The sequence below is a fragment of the Streptococcus sp. GS001 genome, from assembly GCF_021595565.1.
Classification (GTDB): Bacteria; Bacillota; Bacilli; order Lactobacillales; family Streptococcaceae; genus Streptococcus; species Streptococcus xiaochunlingii.
Window position 1 is genome coordinate 262,321 of the sequence record NZ_JACSYJ010000002.1, and the last position, 16,728, is coordinate 279,048.

The 16,728-nt window shown below is 40.3% G+C and carries 13 protein-coding genes, 1 tRNA gene and 1 pseudogene; all 15 read left to right on the forward strand.

Annotated elements, in window-relative coordinates; translation table 11 throughout:
• The first annotated feature begins 8 nt into the window (after positions 1 to 8).
• The 15 genes and pseudogenes from H8S88_RS04810 (at position 9) to pyk (ending at position 16,603) form a co-directional block, all read left to right on the forward strand.
• Positions 9 to 383 carry a DUF5361 domain-containing protein gene (locus H8S88_RS04810; RefSeq protein WP_236128038.1) on the forward strand — a complete coding sequence of 125 codons (375 nt, stop codon included), beginning with the start codon at positions 9 to 11 and terminating at the stop codon, positions 381 to 383.
• Positions 383 to 3,331 carry a PblA gene (locus H8S88_RS04815; protein ID WP_236128039.1) on the forward strand — a complete coding sequence of 983 codons (2,949 nt, stop codon included), beginning with the start codon at positions 383 to 385 and terminating at the stop codon, positions 3,329 to 3,331. The genes H8S88_RS04810 and H8S88_RS04815 overlap by 1 nt, the downstream gene beginning before the upstream one ends.
• Entirely contained in the window at positions 3,331 to 4,035 is a 705-nt protein-coding gene (locus H8S88_RS04820; protein WP_236128040.1) for a phage tail protein, read from the forward strand. The genes H8S88_RS04815 and H8S88_RS04820 overlap by 1 nt, the downstream gene beginning before the upstream one ends.
• A complete protein-coding gene (locus H8S88_RS04825) occupies positions 4,032 to 7,664 on the forward strand; it encodes a phage tail spike protein (protein WP_236128041.1) in 3,633 nt (1,210 codons plus the stop codon). The genes H8S88_RS04820 and H8S88_RS04825 overlap by 4 nt, the downstream gene beginning before the upstream one ends.
• A gap of 11 nt (positions 7,665 to 7,675) precedes the next feature.
• Positions 7,676 to 7,870, forward strand: a complete 195-nt coding sequence (locus H8S88_RS04830; RefSeq protein ID WP_236128042.1) for a hypothetical protein — start codon at positions 7,676 to 7,678, stop codon at positions 7,868 to 7,870.
• Positions 7,870 to 8,541: a hypothetical protein gene (locus H8S88_RS04835; protein WP_236128043.1), complete on the forward strand. Its 672-nt coding sequence runs from the start codon at positions 7,870 to 7,872 to the stop codon at positions 8,539 to 8,541. The genes H8S88_RS04830 and H8S88_RS04835 overlap by 1 nt, the downstream gene beginning before the upstream one ends.
• An 18-nt stretch (positions 8,542 to 8,559) precedes the next feature.
• Entirely contained in the window at positions 8,560 to 9,036 is a 477-nt protein-coding gene (locus H8S88_RS04840; protein WP_236128044.1) for a phage holin family protein, read from the forward strand.
• A complete protein-coding gene (locus H8S88_RS04845; RefSeq protein ID WP_236128045.1) occupies positions 9,008 to 9,337 on the forward strand; it encodes a phage holin in 330 nt (109 codons plus the stop codon). The genes H8S88_RS04840 and H8S88_RS04845 overlap by 29 nt, the downstream gene beginning before the upstream one ends.
• A 9-nt stretch (positions 9,338 to 9,346) precedes the next feature.
• A pseudogene (locus H8S88_RS04850) lies at positions 9,347 to 9,766 on the forward strand (peptidoglycan recognition protein family protein); the annotation flags it as partial.
• Positions 9,767 to 9,814: 48 nt separating this feature from the next.
• The gene (locus tag H8S88_RS04855; RefSeq protein WP_236128203.1) at positions 9,815 to 10,084 is read left to right on the forward strand and encodes an SH3 domain-containing protein; all 270 of its coding nucleotides are present in this window, start codon (positions 9,815 to 9,817) and stop codon (positions 10,082 to 10,084) included.
• Between the two features lie 81 nt (positions 10,085 to 10,165).
• Positions 10,166 to 10,318: a DNA-binding protein gene (locus H8S88_RS04860; RefSeq protein ID WP_236128204.1), complete on the forward strand. Its 153-nt coding sequence runs from the start codon at positions 10,166 to 10,168 to the stop codon at positions 10,316 to 10,318.
• A gap of 304 nt (positions 10,319 to 10,622) precedes the next feature.
• Positions 10,623 to 10,710 (forward strand) — tRNA-Ser (locus tag H8S88_RS04865).
• A 128-nt stretch (positions 10,711 to 10,838) separates the two neighbouring features.
• Positions 10,839 to 13,940 (forward strand): DNA polymerase III subunit alpha, encoded by a 3,102-nt coding sequence (locus H8S88_RS04870; RefSeq protein WP_236128046.1) that lies wholly within the window; start codon positions 10,839 to 10,841, stop codon positions 13,938 to 13,940.
• Positions 13,941 to 14,023: 83 nt separating this feature from the next.
• Positions 14,024 to 15,037 carry a 6-phosphofructokinase gene (gene pfkA / locus H8S88_RS04875; protein ID WP_223356048.1) on the forward strand — a complete coding sequence of 338 codons (1,014 nt, stop codon included), beginning with the start codon at positions 14,024 to 14,026 and terminating at the stop codon, positions 15,035 to 15,037.
• Positions 15,038 to 15,097: 60 nt separating this feature from the next.
• Complete coding sequence (gene pyk, locus H8S88_RS04880) at positions 15,098 to 16,603, forward strand: pyruvate kinase (RefSeq protein WP_236128047.1); 1,506 nt, start codon at positions 15,098 to 15,100, stop codon at positions 16,601 to 16,603.
• The last annotated feature ends 125 nt before the right edge of the window (positions 16,604 to 16,728 follow it).

Here is a 16,728-nt window from a genome sequence, read left to right on the forward strand (position 1 = left end):
TTTCCAGAATGATCAAAACTGATGAAGATGCTTTGATTTGTGATTTAGCTGAGACGTATCGTATTTATGATTACAGACAGCTACCTGCATATCAGGTAGCTGTTTTTTCATTTGGTCTACGTGATGATTCAAGGATAAAAGTTGCAATGTCAGGGCAGAATGTACCAACTGATCTATTAATCCAGGCAAGTATGTTGGATCGATTATCTATGCTTGTGTGGATGAAAACCAAAGATGGACAACAGGGCAAAAACCGTCCGGCTTCAATGGTTGATAGTCTTCTCAAAGTTGAGAAGGAAAAGGAACAGATGGTATTTACATCTGGAGAGGAATTTGAAGAATACAGAAGTAAATTGTTAGAAAAGATTGGAGGTGGTAATTAATGGCGACAGAATTAGGTCAAGCATATGTCCAAATTATGCCATCAGCTCGTGGGATGAAAGGCATGCTCTCAAAAGAACTTGGGGCTGATATCCCACAAGTTGGTAAGGAAGCTGGCGAGTCATTGGCCGGGAAATTGATTGGTGTCGCAAAAAAACTGATTGCTGCTGCTGGAATTGGTAAGTTAATCTATTCATCATTGATGGAAGGTGCAGATCTCCAACAGTCATTAGGAGGGATTGAAACCTTATTTAAAGGTTCTGCTGATGTGGTTAAAAAGTATGCTAACGAGGCTTACAAAACTACAGGACTTTCAGCCAATGCCTATATGGAAAATGTAACAGGCTTCAGTGCCAGCCTCCTTCAATCGTTAGGCGGTGATACTCGGAAGGCGGCAGATGTTGCTAACATGGCTATGGTCGATATGGCAGATAACAGCAATAAGATGGGGACATCTATGGACCGTATCCAAGATGCTTACCAAGGATTCGCAAAGCAAAACTATACAATGCTGGACAACCTTAAGCTAGGATACGGTGGTACAAAAACCGAAATGCAACGCTTACTAGCTGATGCGCAAAAACTGACAGGTGTTAAGTATGACATCAATAACCTGTCAGACGTGTACCAAGCAATTCATGCCATTCAAGAGAATCTAGATATCACTGGAACGACAGCTAAAGAAGCTGCTACTACATTTAGTGGATCATTCGCATCTATGAAAGCAGCAGCTCAAAACGTCTTAGGAAAATTAGCTCTTGGTGAAGATATTATGCCTTCATTACATCAACTTTTTGAAACCGTTAAAACCTTCCTTGTAGGTAATCTTATTCCAATGGTATGGAATGTGTTAAAAGGAATCCCCCAGGTTTTAGCTGCTGCACTCGGTGAGCTTATGCACACGCTTTTCGGAGACTACATTGGAGAAAGCATTATGAATGATCTTTATGATGTTTTTGACAAAGTAGGAGGAGTGGTCAGCACTATCTATGATATGATTTTCGGATCATTGAGCAAGAAAGACAATATAGATTTTTTAAAGAAGCTAGGAATCAACGAGAAAACAGCTAGTAGCATTGTGAACATTGGGGATAATCTTCGTACCATGTTCGAAAATATTGGCGCTGTTATCAGTAATGTTGCTGGTATTGTTGGTGATTTTATTAGTGATCTTTTCGGACTTGCTAAAAGTAAAGATAGTGTTGGAGGAGTAGCTTCAGCATTTGAAGCCATTACTAAAGTTTTAGCTGATGCATCAGGAAAAGTAAAAGATTTTACAAAGTGGATGCGAGAGAATAAAACAGTTATGGACGTTGTTAAATCTGCTCTAGCAGGAGCCTTAGCAGGTTTTCTAGCTTTTAAAGCTATTACAATTATTCAATCCATTATCATTGGATTTAAATCAGCACTTTTGGCGGTTAAAGGCGCAGTTTTAGCTTTCAATGCTGCAATTGCTGCAAACCCAATCGCAGCATTAGTAATCGCAATTGCTGCTGTAGTTGGTGCATTAGTTTGGTTCTTCACCCAAACTGAAACAGGTAAGAAAATTTGGGGTGACTTTGTTGATTTTGTTAAAGGGCTATGGAATGGACTGGTTAAATTCTTTACCGGTCTATGGTCAACTATCTCAGAAGGTGCTACAAATCTATGGAATGGTGCTGTAGAAGTTTGGAATAGCGTAATTGAAGGCATCAAAAATGCTTGGAACGGAATAGTGGAATTCTTTACTGGATTGTGGGATGGAATTTCTAGTGCTGCAACAACTGCATGGACCACAATCACAGAAACAGTAATGGCCATTGTCCAGCCTTTTATTGAAGTTTTTATGTCAATTTGGAACGGAATGAAAGATGGTCTGGGTCAGATTTTCGAAGGCATTAAAATGATTTTCAGTGGGGCCTGGGAATTAATAAAGAGCATTGTAATGGGGGCAGTATTATTTATCATCGATTTGGTAACTTTAGACTTTACAAAAATGGGTGAAGATCTAGGATTGATTTGGGAAAGTATCAAATCTGCCATATCAATGATTTGGGATGGTATCTGTACTTATTTTAGTGGAATCATTTCTACAATTATAGGATATTTCACTGGTGCTTTCGAAGGGCTTAAGACATTCTTGTCTGGAATCTGGGATTCTATCAAGGCAACAGCAGAAGCAATGTGGAATGCTATATGTCAATCAATTCTTGGCATTATAGATGCTTTCGTGGCTGGTGCAAAAGGTCTTTGGGAAGGTTTCAAATCTTTCATGTCTGGATTATGGGAAGGCATCAAATCTACAGCAATAGGCATGTGGGAAGGTATCAAATCAGGCCTTGGCAGCATCATTAACGGAATCGTTAGCGGTGCGCAAACAGCATGGGACACTATGAAAAACGGAGTTAGTAATCTCTGTTCAGGAATCAAAAACTTTTTCTCAGGATTAGCAAATATCAACCTTTGGGATGCTGGTAAAGCTATTCTTGATGGCTTCTTAGGTGGATTAAAATCTGCATATGATGGCGTTAAGAATTTCATCGGTGGGATTGCAAATTGGATACGTGAACATAAAGGACCTATTTCTTATGACCGTAAATTGTTGATTCCTGCTGGTAAAGCTATCATGGGAGGATTTGATTCTTCCTTGCAAAATAGTTTTAAAGATGTGCAAAAAACTGTTGGTGGAGTAGCTGGCTGGATTTCAGACTCTTTTACAGGAGATGATTTTGATTTTGGATCAGGAGCATCTTTCAGTAAAGATATCACATCCACTTTGCAGATGCCTAACGCCAAATATGATACAACTGAGTCTAGAATGGTGTCTGAGATGATGATTCTGAGATCAAGTTTAGATACTTGGCTTGAGAAGATATCAAACAAAGACTCTAATACTTACTTAGATGGTGAAAAATTAGCCATCAATGCTTATCAACGTCAAGGACGAATCATGGCTAGAGAGGGGATCTAATGGCAGTAAATTATCTGATTATCAATAGTTTCAGCACCAATACTATATCAGATAGTGTAGTGACTGATTTTGGAGATATTAAAGGCGCTATCCCTCGATATGATGAGCAGAAGAAGCTGTTTGGAATGAATGGTCAGTACAACATTGAAGATGGTGCTTATGATGGTTATGAGCGTACTTTTAAGTTATTTGTTAAGCGATATGAGGACGCTCAAGCCATTATTAATGCATTCCAAAAGCAGGACAATGTATTGGAATTTAGTTATCAGCCAGGTAGTATTTACTATGCAGATTTACTTGATTCAGAAATTTCACTTCATGGGCAAAATAACTGGATTGTAAGTATCAAGGTGTATCAACATCCTTTCAGATATGCAAAAAATATCCAAGAAGTCGTACTGACAGGACGTGGCACGATTACTAACCCCGGTACAATCTATTCAGAACCTATCATTACTGTCGAGGGCCAAGGAGAAGTAGCTCTAACGATTGGCAACCAGACAATGGGATTAAATCTATCAGGTGGGGCAAAAATTGATTGTAGACAACGGAAACAAAATGTTTATACATTGAACGGGCAGCTTAAGAATACCTTGCGAACAAGAGGGCCATTTTTTGAACTGCCAAAAGGAGTTATAGGCGTAACTACATCTGGTAATGTTTCTAAAATCAAAATTCTAGGGAATTGGAGGTATATCATTTGATTTATTTAAAAGAGGGGAATATCCCTCTTAATTTGTGTACGGATGACGATATCTTCCAGCAAGAAAATAATACTTATCAACTTACCTTTAAGTATCCTGTTAGTGATAGAAAATGGATCTTACTACAAAATGAAGTTCACTTACTGGCAGATGATTTGTCAGGTGAACAAGAATTTGTAATTATTGATGTCCAAAAAGGAAACGGATATATCACGGTATACGCCAATCAAGTAGCAACGCTACTAAACGGATATAGTATCCGCAAGATCAATGTAGATCGAGTGAATGGTTTTACTGTGATGAGTAAGCTAGTAGAAGGGCTAAAAAGAGAATGCCCTTTTACTTTTTTTTCTGATATCTCTGGATTACATACTCTAAACATTAAGAATGTGTCAGTAATTGATGCACTCTTGAAAGGTCAACACTCAATTGTCGGCCAATGGGGTGGTGATCTAGTCAGAGATAAATACTCAGTGAGATTGTTAAAAAATGGGGGGATTGAGAATCAATCTCTTTTTATGTACAAGAAGAACCTTTCTGAGTACAAAGAATCCACTACCACTAAATCGCTTAAGACAAGAATCCATTTCCGTAAGGCCATTACCGCATCTGGAGAGGGAGAGAAGGGCCAAATCCTTGAGACTACTGTAGATAGTCCACTTATAGATAAATATAAGCATATCTACGAGTATGATATGGAAGTGCAAGACCAGGATGTTAAAACCATCGATGATTTAAAAGTGTACGGTAAGAAATACTTCCAGTCAAGTCTGTGTGATTTGCCAGATGAGAGCTTAGAGATTGATGTATTGGGCCATGCAGATCAACCAGTAAAACTCTTTGATACAGTATCAATCTTTTATGAACTCTATAATGTTGATATACGCAAAAAGATTACCAGCTATAACTACAGTCCAATGTCTAAAAAATTGAAGAAAATTGGTTTTGGTAAAATATCACGTTCGTTAGGTGGTGCAATTGGCAAAATAGTTCGTGATGTAGTCAAAGAAAAAATTGCTAGTCATGATGCTGAATACGAGGCTAAGGTCCAAAAATTAGTTGATAATGCTAATGCAGAATATGACAAGCAATCAAAAGAGCTGAAACAGAATATCACTGATGGTATCGAACAGGCTAAGGCACAAGCTGAGGTGCTTAAGAAAGAAGTTACCGATTCTGTCAATAGCAAATTTGCAGATTTTGATAGGTCATTTAATACACAGCTTGACTCTCAGAAGGAGAGAATACAAGCTATTAATGAACTTGCTAATGATGCGAACCGAGTAGCAACAGAGGCGCTGAGAGATGGAAACAATGCTATTAAGTATGCTCTTAGTGTTAAAAGTTTGGCTGATCATAATTTTACGACGGTAAGAAATCTAAACGATAAGATTGATTTGCTTGCGACTAAGCAGGAACTTGACCCTATTACTGAAAGACTACGGCTTACCGAAAGTCAAATCGAGCTGCAGGCTGATCAGATAACTGAAAAGTTATCACGTACGGAAGTAGATCGCTTGATTGATGGCAAAGGGTTCCAAAATGCTGTTCAGGTCCAAAATATCGTCAAAAAATCAGTTGACGGATTCCAACAGACTATTTCCCGTGTTGAAAATAAGTTAAGAGACGTTATTCGTAACGATAACCTCTTGCAGAACTCTTCTACCATACCAACAGGGAACGGTTTAGAAGGTACTTGGAGACCGAATATTTCAGGTGGTAATGGTAGGACAGAAGTAGTATCGCTTACTGATGCACCTCATACCGCTATTAAGAAAGGTATTCGGATTGTTGGAAACACGAATGGTGGAAACAAAGACTTCGGACAATTCGTTAATTTGGAAATTGGTCAGAAATACACGATTTCTTGCTGGGCTAGGGTTCATTCTAACAGCAGTCAAAACAACGTCAATTTCCTCATGCGTTCATATACATCGAACGACAGAAATCGCATACTTGTCAAGAATATCTCAAATAGAGATTGGGTCAGATACCAATTCACGTTCACAGCAGATGCAGTTAATAACTCAATTCAGTTTGGTCAAAATGGAAATGGTAGTCTTGAAATTTGTGGGATGAAACTTGAACATTCTGATCGTATGACTGACTATGATGTTAATACTTCTGAAATTGTGAGTGTTGTGGAATTTAACGATGTAGTGGATACAGTTAAAAGCCATACACAGACGATTCAGCGACAGAACGAGTCTATTTCTCAAGTGATTCAGACTGCGGATGGTCTAGTCACCCGTGTATCTAATTTCTTGGATGATTTTAACTTAGTCTACGACCCTACCAATTTCAGTAAGTGGAAGAAAAAACAACCTGAAGCTAATATCATCGAAGTTCAAGCCTCAACAAAATTATTGAGAATTACCAATTCGGGGAACACCAACAATGTTTACCGTGGGTTCGCATTGCCGCTTAATACATCAACCTTTACCAAAGATGAAAAACTTAGCTATCGAATTGAAGCATGGGTAGATGTGTTACCAGACGCACCTCTTGGTATTGAATTGTGGAATGATAACAGCGTGATTGCTTCTGATCGTGTGACTTTTTCAAAAACTGGCACACAAGTTATCACGGGCACCATGACGGTCAATAAGACTACAACTAATTCAAGAGACTTCCCTCTTGAATTTTGGCTACTGAAGAATGGCACCGTTGCTATTGGAAAGGTTTCTCTCATCCGTGGAGATAGTCCACCTAAGAAATTCACGGACAACACCTCTACACAGGATATTGCCACACAAACACAAGTAAGTAAGCTTGCTGGTTCGTATGCTATCAAAAACCTTAATAGCGCTGGGGACATCATCAATGGGATCAATATTGCTGCAGACGGTAACAATCGAATTGATGGCCGTCTAACCCACATTACCGGCCAGACATTAATTGATAATGCGGTTATCAAATCTGCCATGGTAGATAAATTAAAGACGGGTAACTTCGAGTCTGCTTCTGTCACGACTCAAATTCTCGCTTCAAATGCGGTCACTGCTGATAAATTGCTTGTCGATTCTGCCATGATTAACAAGCTGGTATCAAATCAAGCATTTATCAAAGAGCTGTTCACTCAAAGAGCCACGATCACTCAAATCCAGTCCATTGATATCACTGGTGAGCATGTCCGAGGTGGCCGAATCACCTCACTGAATGGTGGTACGGTTATCAATTTGCAAGATGGATGGATTGATACCAATCAGGAAGGAGTTGGTATCAGAAACCGATTCCCTGGCCGACCGTTGCAATATCTGGTCTTTGGCACAGGAGAAATAGGCGGTGTCCCAGGTGCATACACCTCACTTATGAGTAATCGTAATGGCATTATCGGCATGGAACACACATCTGCCGGCATACAGATCTGGAACGGTAGAAAGGGTAGTAATGTTCAAACCGCCATAACATTTTACGGAAGAACAATGGACTTTCTTCCGAGCTCGCAAGGTGGAGGAGTGTCGATTAATACTGAAACAAAAGTTTTATGGGGGATGGAAGATGTCGTCATAAAAGGTATATCTTTAGTTAGCTTCTTAAAGAATATCGACTATAACTTCGAACAGATTATTAATCATTTTAAACAAAATGATCTAGGTTGGCCGGCCCAACGTGGTCTAAAATTTTAGAAAGGAAAACTATGAACACACAAGACAAAATTATCAATAACTTAGGGGTTCAACTAGCAAACAAATCAATTGAATGCGCCAATTACAAGGCGTATTTTGAAGAGGCTCAAGAACAATACAATGCATTGCTATCTGTCCTCGAATCAGACAAGGATTTGATGGATCTCTTTAACGAAATCAAAAATAAAAATGAGGAGGCTAACTAATGGATTACAAATTACATTTTAAATTATTTGACGCAGTGACAAACACGACCAAAGTAGCAATCAAGCAGGATTCTCCATATCGAGTATTTGAAGAGACTTTGCCAAATAATCGAATGGCTGATAATGATGCTACGCTGGTTGAAGCGGTTCTGAACATCGTCCGGATGGAATTGGATCCATCTGGTGCAATTATTGCACTGAAAAAAGAGCTTGACAAATCTGTCGAAGCTAACAAGGTAGCTATTCAGAAGATCCAGGAGCTTACAGTTGAGAATGAGAAGAAAGATGCTCAAATCCAAAACAACAAAGCTCTTGCGGATTGGTCGGTGCTCGTAGCTGTGACCAACCAAGACAACCCACTTGATCCAACTCTCTTCAAACGGGCGCTTGAGCTTGTGGAAACCGCTCAAGTAGGAAAGACCTATAAAAAGCATGACATCTTCACCATCATAGATCCTAACCATACCGAACAATTTAGCGAAGGGAAACGGGTACTTGTACAAGTCAACTATGACTTTACCTACAATGGGGAAACCATCAAAGACCTAAAAGGTCCTCTTCTTCAAAATGGAAAACTTGCTATCTATAATTGGGAGGTGCCAAAAGAAGAGAAGCAAAACAAACCATCTGGAGATCTTGAGACTCAGCCGGTGGCACAACCAGAATCTTAATCGAAAGGAGTGTGATCGATGTATCAAGAACCAGATGGAATCTTTGGAATTTTTGAAGTAGTAAGGGAGTTTTATGATCACGGAATCGATGAACACATGATAGTGTTTCTCTTTATGGCAATCGTTGCTCTGGATATTGTTTTAGGCGTATCTAGAGCCTGGGCCTATCATGAGTTTTCTAGCAGAAAATGGCGAAAAGGACTAGTTAGTCACACAGCAATAATTTTGATTGTAGCTATTGGCTATCCTTTCACCCTATACATGAATCTAGGGCCTGTTGTTGATGCCTTTATTGTAGCAATGATGGCAGCGTACGGATCTAGTATTCTGGCTAGCCTCTCAGCTTTGGGAGTTGAAATCCCCGGCCTTGATCATCTCATCAAGCAGAATATTGATCATAATAAATTCCAGTTAAAAGAAGGCTTGGAAGAACCAAGTAAGTTGATTAAAAAAAGGAGAAAAGATAATGAATCAAATCACAGGAATCGTAGTTAATTCACTAATGGCTATTTTTGTCGCTTTCGTAGGAATTGCTGTTAAATCACTCAAAGAGTATCTTCTTACTCGTGGTGGTAAAAAGGCATTGGAAGTAGTGGAAATCCTAGCCAAAAATGCAGTAAATGCTACTGAGCAAGTGGCAGGGACATTAGGAATTCATGGAGCTGAGAAACTAGAGCATGCTAAAGGTTGCTTGATTAATGGTCTAGAATCTCAAAATATTTATCTGACAAATGAAGAACTCAATACTTTTATTGAGGCGGCTGTAAAAAAAGCTAATGAAGAATGGAAAAAGTGAGGATAAAAAATGGATAAAGTAAAACTATTTCAAGATGAAGTATTGGGGCAAGGTTTTGACATTGATGGCTGGTACGGCTGGCAATGCTGGGACGGTTACGCTAAGTATTGCTTATGGCTGGGCGTACCGTTTGCGAATTGTACAGATTCCGGTTATGTTAAAGATCTTTGGGAACAGCGTCATTATAACGGTATTCTTGATTACTTTGATGAAGTGGAAATTATGCAAGGTGGGGAAGTAGGAATCTTTATGGAAACAGCAGTAACGCCGGTTTCTCACGTCGCTGTCTTCGTAGCCGATATTGATGGCTCACAAGGTTGGTTCCTTGGTCAAAACCAAACCGGTACCCCTGGACCAAACGGAGGCGCTAGCTTTGATTTAGCTATCTATCCATATAGTGCGCTTTATCCTACCGCTTTCCGTCCTAAGGGCGAACCGCTAGAGAAAGAAGAATTGAAAGAAATCATTACAGAAGTTATGGAAAACCATGAAGTTCCATTCTTCCCTGAAGAAGCTACCTTTACAGTTGGCGATAGTCCTATCAACGTCCGCCGTTATCCGGATTTAACTGGTGAAATCGTGGCAACTTACCAACCGGGGGAAAAGGTCCGTTATGATTCTAAGGGTACTAATGCAGGTTTCCGTTGGATCTCTTACGTGGGAGCTTCTGGCAACCGTAACTATATGGCTATTGGTCCCGTAGATGAAGCCGGAAACCGTACTGATTTATGGGGTATGCTGGAATAATTCAAAATACAATTCAACCCTACTAGCTTATGGCTAGTAGGGCTTTTTTGTTGTAAAAAAATAAAAAAGTTATAAAAAAGCATTGAAATAAGTACAACCGCAATCGCTAAAGGTGCAGGCGTTCCTTGGTCTACAGTGGCTGACCTTAGAAAAGGAAAGACTAGTATGGATAAAATGGCCCTACTTACAGCTGAAAAATTATATGATCTTGCGGAAAAATTAGAAATAAAATAAATTTTCCATTTTTGTCTGTTATAACGGCAATTCTTCTTTTTGTCTATTATAATAGAAAGAAACTAGAATATTACGTTTATTCGTTAAATTTCACAATCAGACCCAAAAACAGACCATAAATACAAAATAAGTTGATAAATTAATGTTTTTCATACTCCCACCGGCTCCATTTTTATACATGCAAACGACAAATCCTTGTCGTTTTTTGTTTCTTTAAAATCTATCAAGCAATGATATCTTGTGAGCGATTCCTAAATTTTTTGTTGACAGGAGGAGCGCTTTTCCGTATAATGGATACTAGTTTGGAAGATTACTCAAGAGGCTTAAGAGGCCGTGTTGGAAACGCGGTAGGCGTGTAACAGCGTGCGTGGGTTCGAATCCCATGTCTTCCGTAAGAGAAAGGAAAGCAGATCAGTTGATCTGTTTTTTTTGTTAGGCAGGATTGGCAATGGGTAAGAGTGTCTTCTTTGGCGGATTTCCTGTATAATAGAAGGAAAGAACGGACGAAAAGGAGTGCAAGGTGATTACACAACTGGACACAAAATCGGTTTATACCTTTATGGACAGTTTAGTCTCTATTCGAGACTATATTCAGCGTGCCAAAGAAATGGGTTACCAACAAATTGGTCTCATGGACATAGATAATTTATATGGGGGCTACGAGTTTTTAGAAGAGTGTCAAAAAGCTGGTATGGGGGCTGTCCTAGGTCTTGATTTGGAGGTCGAGTTACCGGTGGGTCCTTTATCTATCCGTTTGATTGCATTAGGAACCAAAGGCTATAAACATTTAATCAAGATTTCCAGCATGAAAATGATGGGGACAACAGACTGGTCGGCTTTCCAACACTTGTTGGATGATCTAGCCATCGTCGTTCCCTATTTTGAAGGGATTGAGTATTTAGACTTGGGCCAAGACTTTGCGATTGGTGTCTTTCCAGATACTCCAGCGAAACAGTTTTCTCGTCCTGTTTTCCCACTCCATACGGTCCGCTATTTTTCTACGAGTGATTTGGAGAGTCTTCAGATGCTCCACGCTATTCGTAATAATTGCAGTCTGAAGGAAGTAGGAGCTGTTGACACTTCTATGATGTTCCTGCCACCAGAAGAGTTGGAGCGGGCCTTTGCTCATAATTATCCAGATAGTATTTCTTATCTAGAGGAGACCCTTTCGGTTGTTCATTATGAGATTGATACGCAATTAAAGCTTCCCCGTTTTAATCCAGAGAAGCCTGCTGTCGAGGAATTACGTGAGTTGGCTGAGGAGGGCTTGAGAAGCAAGGGGCTGGACCAGACGGTTTACCAAGAGCGTTTGCGTCATGAATTAGCGGTCATCCATCAGATGGGCTTTGATGACTACTTCTTGATTGTCTGGGATTTATTACGGTTTGGTCGAAGTCAGGGATACTATATGGGGATGGGCCGTGGATCAGCAGTTGGTAGTCTAGTGGCCTATGTCTTGGATATCACAGGGATTGATCCAGTCAAGAACAATCTCCTCTTTGAGCGCTTTTTGAATCTGGAACGCTATACCATGCCAGATATTGATATTGATATTCCAGATGTTTATCGTCCCAAATTTATTCAGTATGTTAAAAATCGCTACCGCAGTCCTCATGTGGCTCAAATTGTGACCTTCTCAACTTTTGGAGCGAAACAAGCCATTCGAGATGTTTTTAAGAGATTTGGAACCCCAGAGTATGAGTTAACCAACCTTACCAAGCGGATTGGCTTACGGGACACCTTAGCCTCTGCTTATGAAAAGAATTTAGCCTTCCGTCAAGCCATCCAAAGTCGTCCAGAATACCGTAAGGGGTTTGAAATTGCGAAGAGGATTGAAGGGCAACCGCGTCAGACGTCGATTCATGCGGCAGGTGTCGTCATGAGTGGAGAAGACCTCACCAATCAAATTCCGATCAAGATGGGTGAGGAGATGAATCTGACCCAATATGATGCCCATGGTGTTGAGGCAAATGGCTTGCTCAAGATGGACTTCTTAGGACTGCGAAATTTAACCTTTGCTCAACGGATGCAGGAAGCAGTGAAGGAAAAATATCAAAAGGATATTAAAATCGAGGATATTCCTCTAGAAGATCCAGAAACGATTGCTTTATTTGCTGCGGGTAATACCAAGGGAATCTTCCAGTTTGAGCAAACAGGTGCTATCCGTTTGCTTAGACGAGTTCAACCTAGCTGTTTTGAAGAAATTGTTGCGACCACATCTTTGAACCGGCCTGGGGCTAGTGACTATATCGATAATTTCGTCAAACGCAAGCATGGCAAAGAGAAGCTCGATATGATTGATCCTAGTTTGGAAGGGATTCTAGCACCAACTTATGGCATCATGCTCTATCAGGAACAAGTCATGCAGGTGGCCCAGACCTTTGCTGGCTTTAGTCTAGGGAAAGCCGATATTCTCAGACGGGCCATGGGGAAAAAGAACGTGGCAGAAATGCATCGGATGGAAGATGACTTTATCAAGGGGGCTGTCGCGCTTGGGCATAGTGGAGAAAAAGCCAAGAAAGTCTTTGCCATTATGGAAAAATTTGCTGGCTATGGCTTCAACCGTTCCCATGCCTATGCCTACTCAGCCTTGGCCTTCCAATTGGCTTACTTTAAAGTCCATTATCCAGATGTCTTCTTTGACATTATGCTCAACTACTCTAGTAGTGACTATTTGACAGATGCTTTGCAATTTGACTTCCAAGTAGCTCCTTTGACCATTAATACCATTCCTTATAAGGATAAATTCCAAGATCAGAAGATTTATCTAGGGATGAAAAACATCAAGGGTCTTCCAAAAGATCTAGCCTATTGGATTATTGACCAACGTCCCTTTGAAAGTATTGAAGATTTTATCTTGCGCTTGCCCAACCAGTACCACAAACTTCCTCTCTTAACGCCACTGGTAGAATTGGGCTTGTTTGACTGCTTTGAAAAGAATCGCAGAAAAGTCCTTCAAAATCTTCCCAACCTATTTGTCTTTGCGGATGAATTGGGTAGCTTATTTGGCCAGGCTAATTATTCCTGGATGGATGCTGAGGATTATAGCAAGGCCGAGAAGTATGAAATGGAGCAGAGGGTCATTGGGGTCGGTCTCAGCCCTCATCCTCTGGTGGAAATTGTAGCAGCAAATAGCCAACCGACTCGACCGATTGCTTCTTTAAATGAAGGAGAACAGGCCACCATCCTAGTCGAAGTCCAATCCATCCGGACCATTCGAACCAAAAATGGGGAAAATATGGCCTTTTTACAAGTTTCTGATCTCCAAAAGAAGATGGATGTCACCCTTTTCCCAGATACTTATCGCCAGTATAGTGTAAAAATAAGAGAGAAGGGCTATTACTATCTCAAGGGGAAAGTACAATCTAGAGATGGTCGTCTCCAAATGATTTTGATGGAAGCAGAAGAAGCTACCAATCAGCGTTTTTGGATTCAATTGTTTGATCACCAAGAGGACCGGGCAGTCTTAGATATTTTAAAAGCCTATCCAGGTCCCTATCCTGTCGTTATTCGCTATGAAGAGGAGAAAAAGACCATTCAATTAAAAGGAGTTTCCGTCCAGAAAAACGATAAGTTAGAAAATGAACTGGCAAGTATTGCTATGAAAACGATTTATCGATAAAATCTACGGAAAATAGGAGAAATTTGAGGCTCTTTGTGTTATAATCATTTAGAATGTAAAAGAAAAAAGGAGCAAATATCGAAATGAAACGTATTGCTGTTTTAACCAGTGGTGGAGATGCCCCTGGAATGAATGCCGCTATCCGTGCAGTTGTTCGCCAAGCAATTTCCGAAGGAATGGAAGTATTTGGTATCTATAATGGATACGCTGGTATGGTTGCTGGTGATATCCATCAATTAGATGCTTCATCAGTTGGAGATATTATTTCTCGTGGTGGAACGATGCTTCATTCAGCTCGCTATCCTGAATTTGCTGAACGCGAAGGTCAATTAAAAGGGATCGAGCAGTTGAAGAAACATGGAATCGAAGGTGTCGTCGTTATCGGTGGTGATGGATCATACCACGGTGCGATGCGTTTGACAGAACATGGCTTCCCAGCTGTAGGACTTCCTGGGACAATTGATAATGATATCGTTGGTACAGATTTTACAATCGGATTTGATACAGCTGTTACAACTGTTATGGACGCGATTGATAAGATCCGCGATACATCATCTAGTCACCATCGTACTTTCGTTATCGAGGTAATGGGACGTCATGCCGGGGATATCGCCCTTTGGTCTGGTATTGCTTCTGGTGCGGATGAAATTATCATTCCAGAAGAAGGCTTTGCTATCGAGGATGTCGTTGAGAGTATCAAGAAGGGCTACGAAAAAGGTCGTACACACAATATCATCGTCCTTGCTGAAGGTGTGATGTCTGCTGCTGAATTTGGTAAAGCCTTGAAAGATGCTGGAGATACAAGCGATCTTCGTGTAACAGAACTTGGACATATCCAACGTGGTGGTTCACCTACTGCGCGTGACCGTGTTCTTGCTTCACGTTTGGGTGCACATGCTGTTAAGTTGTTGAAAGATGGTATCGGTGGCGTAGCTGTTGGTATCCGCAATGAACAAATGGTAGAAAACCCAATTCTTGGTAGTGCTGAAGAAGGTGCCCTCTTTAGCTTAACTGAAGATGGTAAGATTAAAGTGAACAACCCTCACAAGGCTGACTTGAACCTTGCAGAGTTGAACCGTAGCTTATCTTCTATTTAATATTTATTTGTTAAAATTTGTCTAAAAAGACAGTGTATTTTAAAAGGAGTCATAGAAATCATGAACAAACGTGTAAAAATCGTTGCAACCTTAGGTCCTGCGGTAGAAATCCGTGGTGGTAAAAAATTCGGTGATGACGGATACTGGGGTGAAAAACTTGATGTTGAAGCTTCAGCTGAAAACATTGCTCAATTGATAGAAGCTGGAGCAAACACTTTCCGTTTCAACTTCTCACACGGTGACCACCAAGAACAAGGTGACCGTATGGCAACTGTTAAACTCGCAGAAAAACTTGCAGGTAAAAAAGTTGGTTTCCTTCTCGATACTAAAGGTCCAGAAATCCGTACTGAATTGTTCGAAGGCGATGCTAAAGAGTACTCATACAAGACTGGTGAAAAGATCCGTGTTGCGACTAAACAAGGTATCAAATCAACTCGTGAAGTGATTGCTTTGAACGTTGCTGGTGGTCTTGATATCTACGATGATGTTGAAGTTGGTCATCAAGTCTTGGTTGACGATGGTAAATTGGGTCTTCGTATTTTCGCTAAAGACGATGAAACTCGTGAATTTGAAGTAGTTGTTGAAAATGACGGTATTATTGCTAAGCAGAAAGGTGTGAACATCCCTAACACGAAAATTCCTTTCCCAGCTCTTGCTGAACGCGATAACGATGATATCCGTTTTGGTTTGGAACAAGGTATCAACTTCATCGCGATCTCATTCGTACGTACTGCAAAAGACGTGAACGAAGTTCGTGCCATCTGTGAAGAAACTGGTAACGGTCATGTTCAATTGTTTGCGAAAATCGAAAACCAACAAGGTATCGATAACTTGGATGAAATCATTGAAGCTGCTGACGGTATCATGATCGCTCGTGGTGACATGGGTATCGAAGTACCATTCGAAATGGTTCCAGTTTACCAAAAAATGATCATCACTAAAGTGAACGCAGCAGGTAAAGTTGTTATCACAGCAACAAACATGCTTGAAACAATGACTGAAAAACCACGTGCAACTCGTTCAGAAGTATCAGACGTATTTAACGCTGTTATCGACGGAACTGACGCTACAATGCTTTCAGGTGAGTCTGCAAACGGTAAATACCCACTTGAGTCAGTAACAACAATGGCTACAATTGACAAGAACGCACAAACTCTTCTTAACGAATACGGACGTTTGAACTCAGATACTTTCGAACGTAACTCTAAGACAGAAGTTATGGCTTCAGCTGTTAAAGATGCTACAAACTCAATGGACATCAAATTGGTTGTAACTTTGACTAAGACTGGTCACACTGCACGTTTGATTTCTAAATATCGTCCAAATGCTGACATCTTGGCATTGACATTTGACGAATTGACTGAACGTGGATTGATGTTGAACTGGGGTGTTATCCCAATGTTGACAGATGCTCCATCATCAACTGACGATATGTTCGAAATCGCAGAACGTAAAGCAGTAGAAGCAGGTCTTGTAGAATCTGGTGACGATATCGTTATCGTTGCAGGTGTGCCACTTGGCGAAGCTGTTCGTACAAACACAATGCGTATCCGTACAGTACGTTAATCTAACCAATGAACAAACCTTGTTTTCTAAGTTAAAAGCTTGGAGACAAGGTTTTTCTTTTTAGAGCAAGTTTCTGACAATTTGGGAATGTGGGCCTTTTTTATTGTCTAATAAAATGGTATAAT

Coding starts and splice junctions, on each gene's coding strand:
- H8S88_RS04810 (WP_236128038.1), top strand. CDS start 9: ATGATCAAAACTGATGAAGATGCTTTGATTTGTGATTTAGCTGAGACG.
- H8S88_RS04815 (WP_236128039.1), top strand. CDS start 383: ATGGCGACAGAATTAGGTCAAGCATATGTCCAAATTATGCCATCAGCT.
- H8S88_RS04820 (WP_236128040.1), top strand. CDS start 3,331: ATGGCAGTAAATTATCTGATTATCAATAGTTTCAGCACCAATACTATA.
- H8S88_RS04830 (WP_236128042.1), top strand. CDS start 7,676: ATGAACACACAAGACAAAATTATCAATAACTTAGGGGTTCAACTAGCA.
- H8S88_RS04835 (WP_236128043.1), top strand. CDS start 7,870: ATGGATTACAAATTACATTTTAAATTATTTGACGCAGTGACAAACACG.
- H8S88_RS04840 (WP_236128044.1), top strand. CDS start 8,560: ATGTATCAAGAACCAGATGGAATCTTTGGAATTTTTGAAGTAGTAAGG.
- H8S88_RS04845 (WP_236128045.1), top strand. CDS start 9,008: ATGAATCAAATCACAGGAATCGTAGTTAATTCACTAATGGCTATTTTT.
- H8S88_RS04855 (WP_236128203.1), top strand. CDS start 9,815: ATGGAAAACCATGAAGTTCCATTCTTCCCTGAAGAAGCTACCTTTACA.
- pfkA (WP_223356048.1), top strand. CDS start 14,024: ATGAAACGTATTGCTGTTTTAACCAGTGGTGGAGATGCCCCTGGAATG.
- pyk (WP_236128047.1), top strand. CDS start 15,098: ATGAACAAACGTGTAAAAATCGTTGCAACCTTAGGTCCTGCGGTAGAA.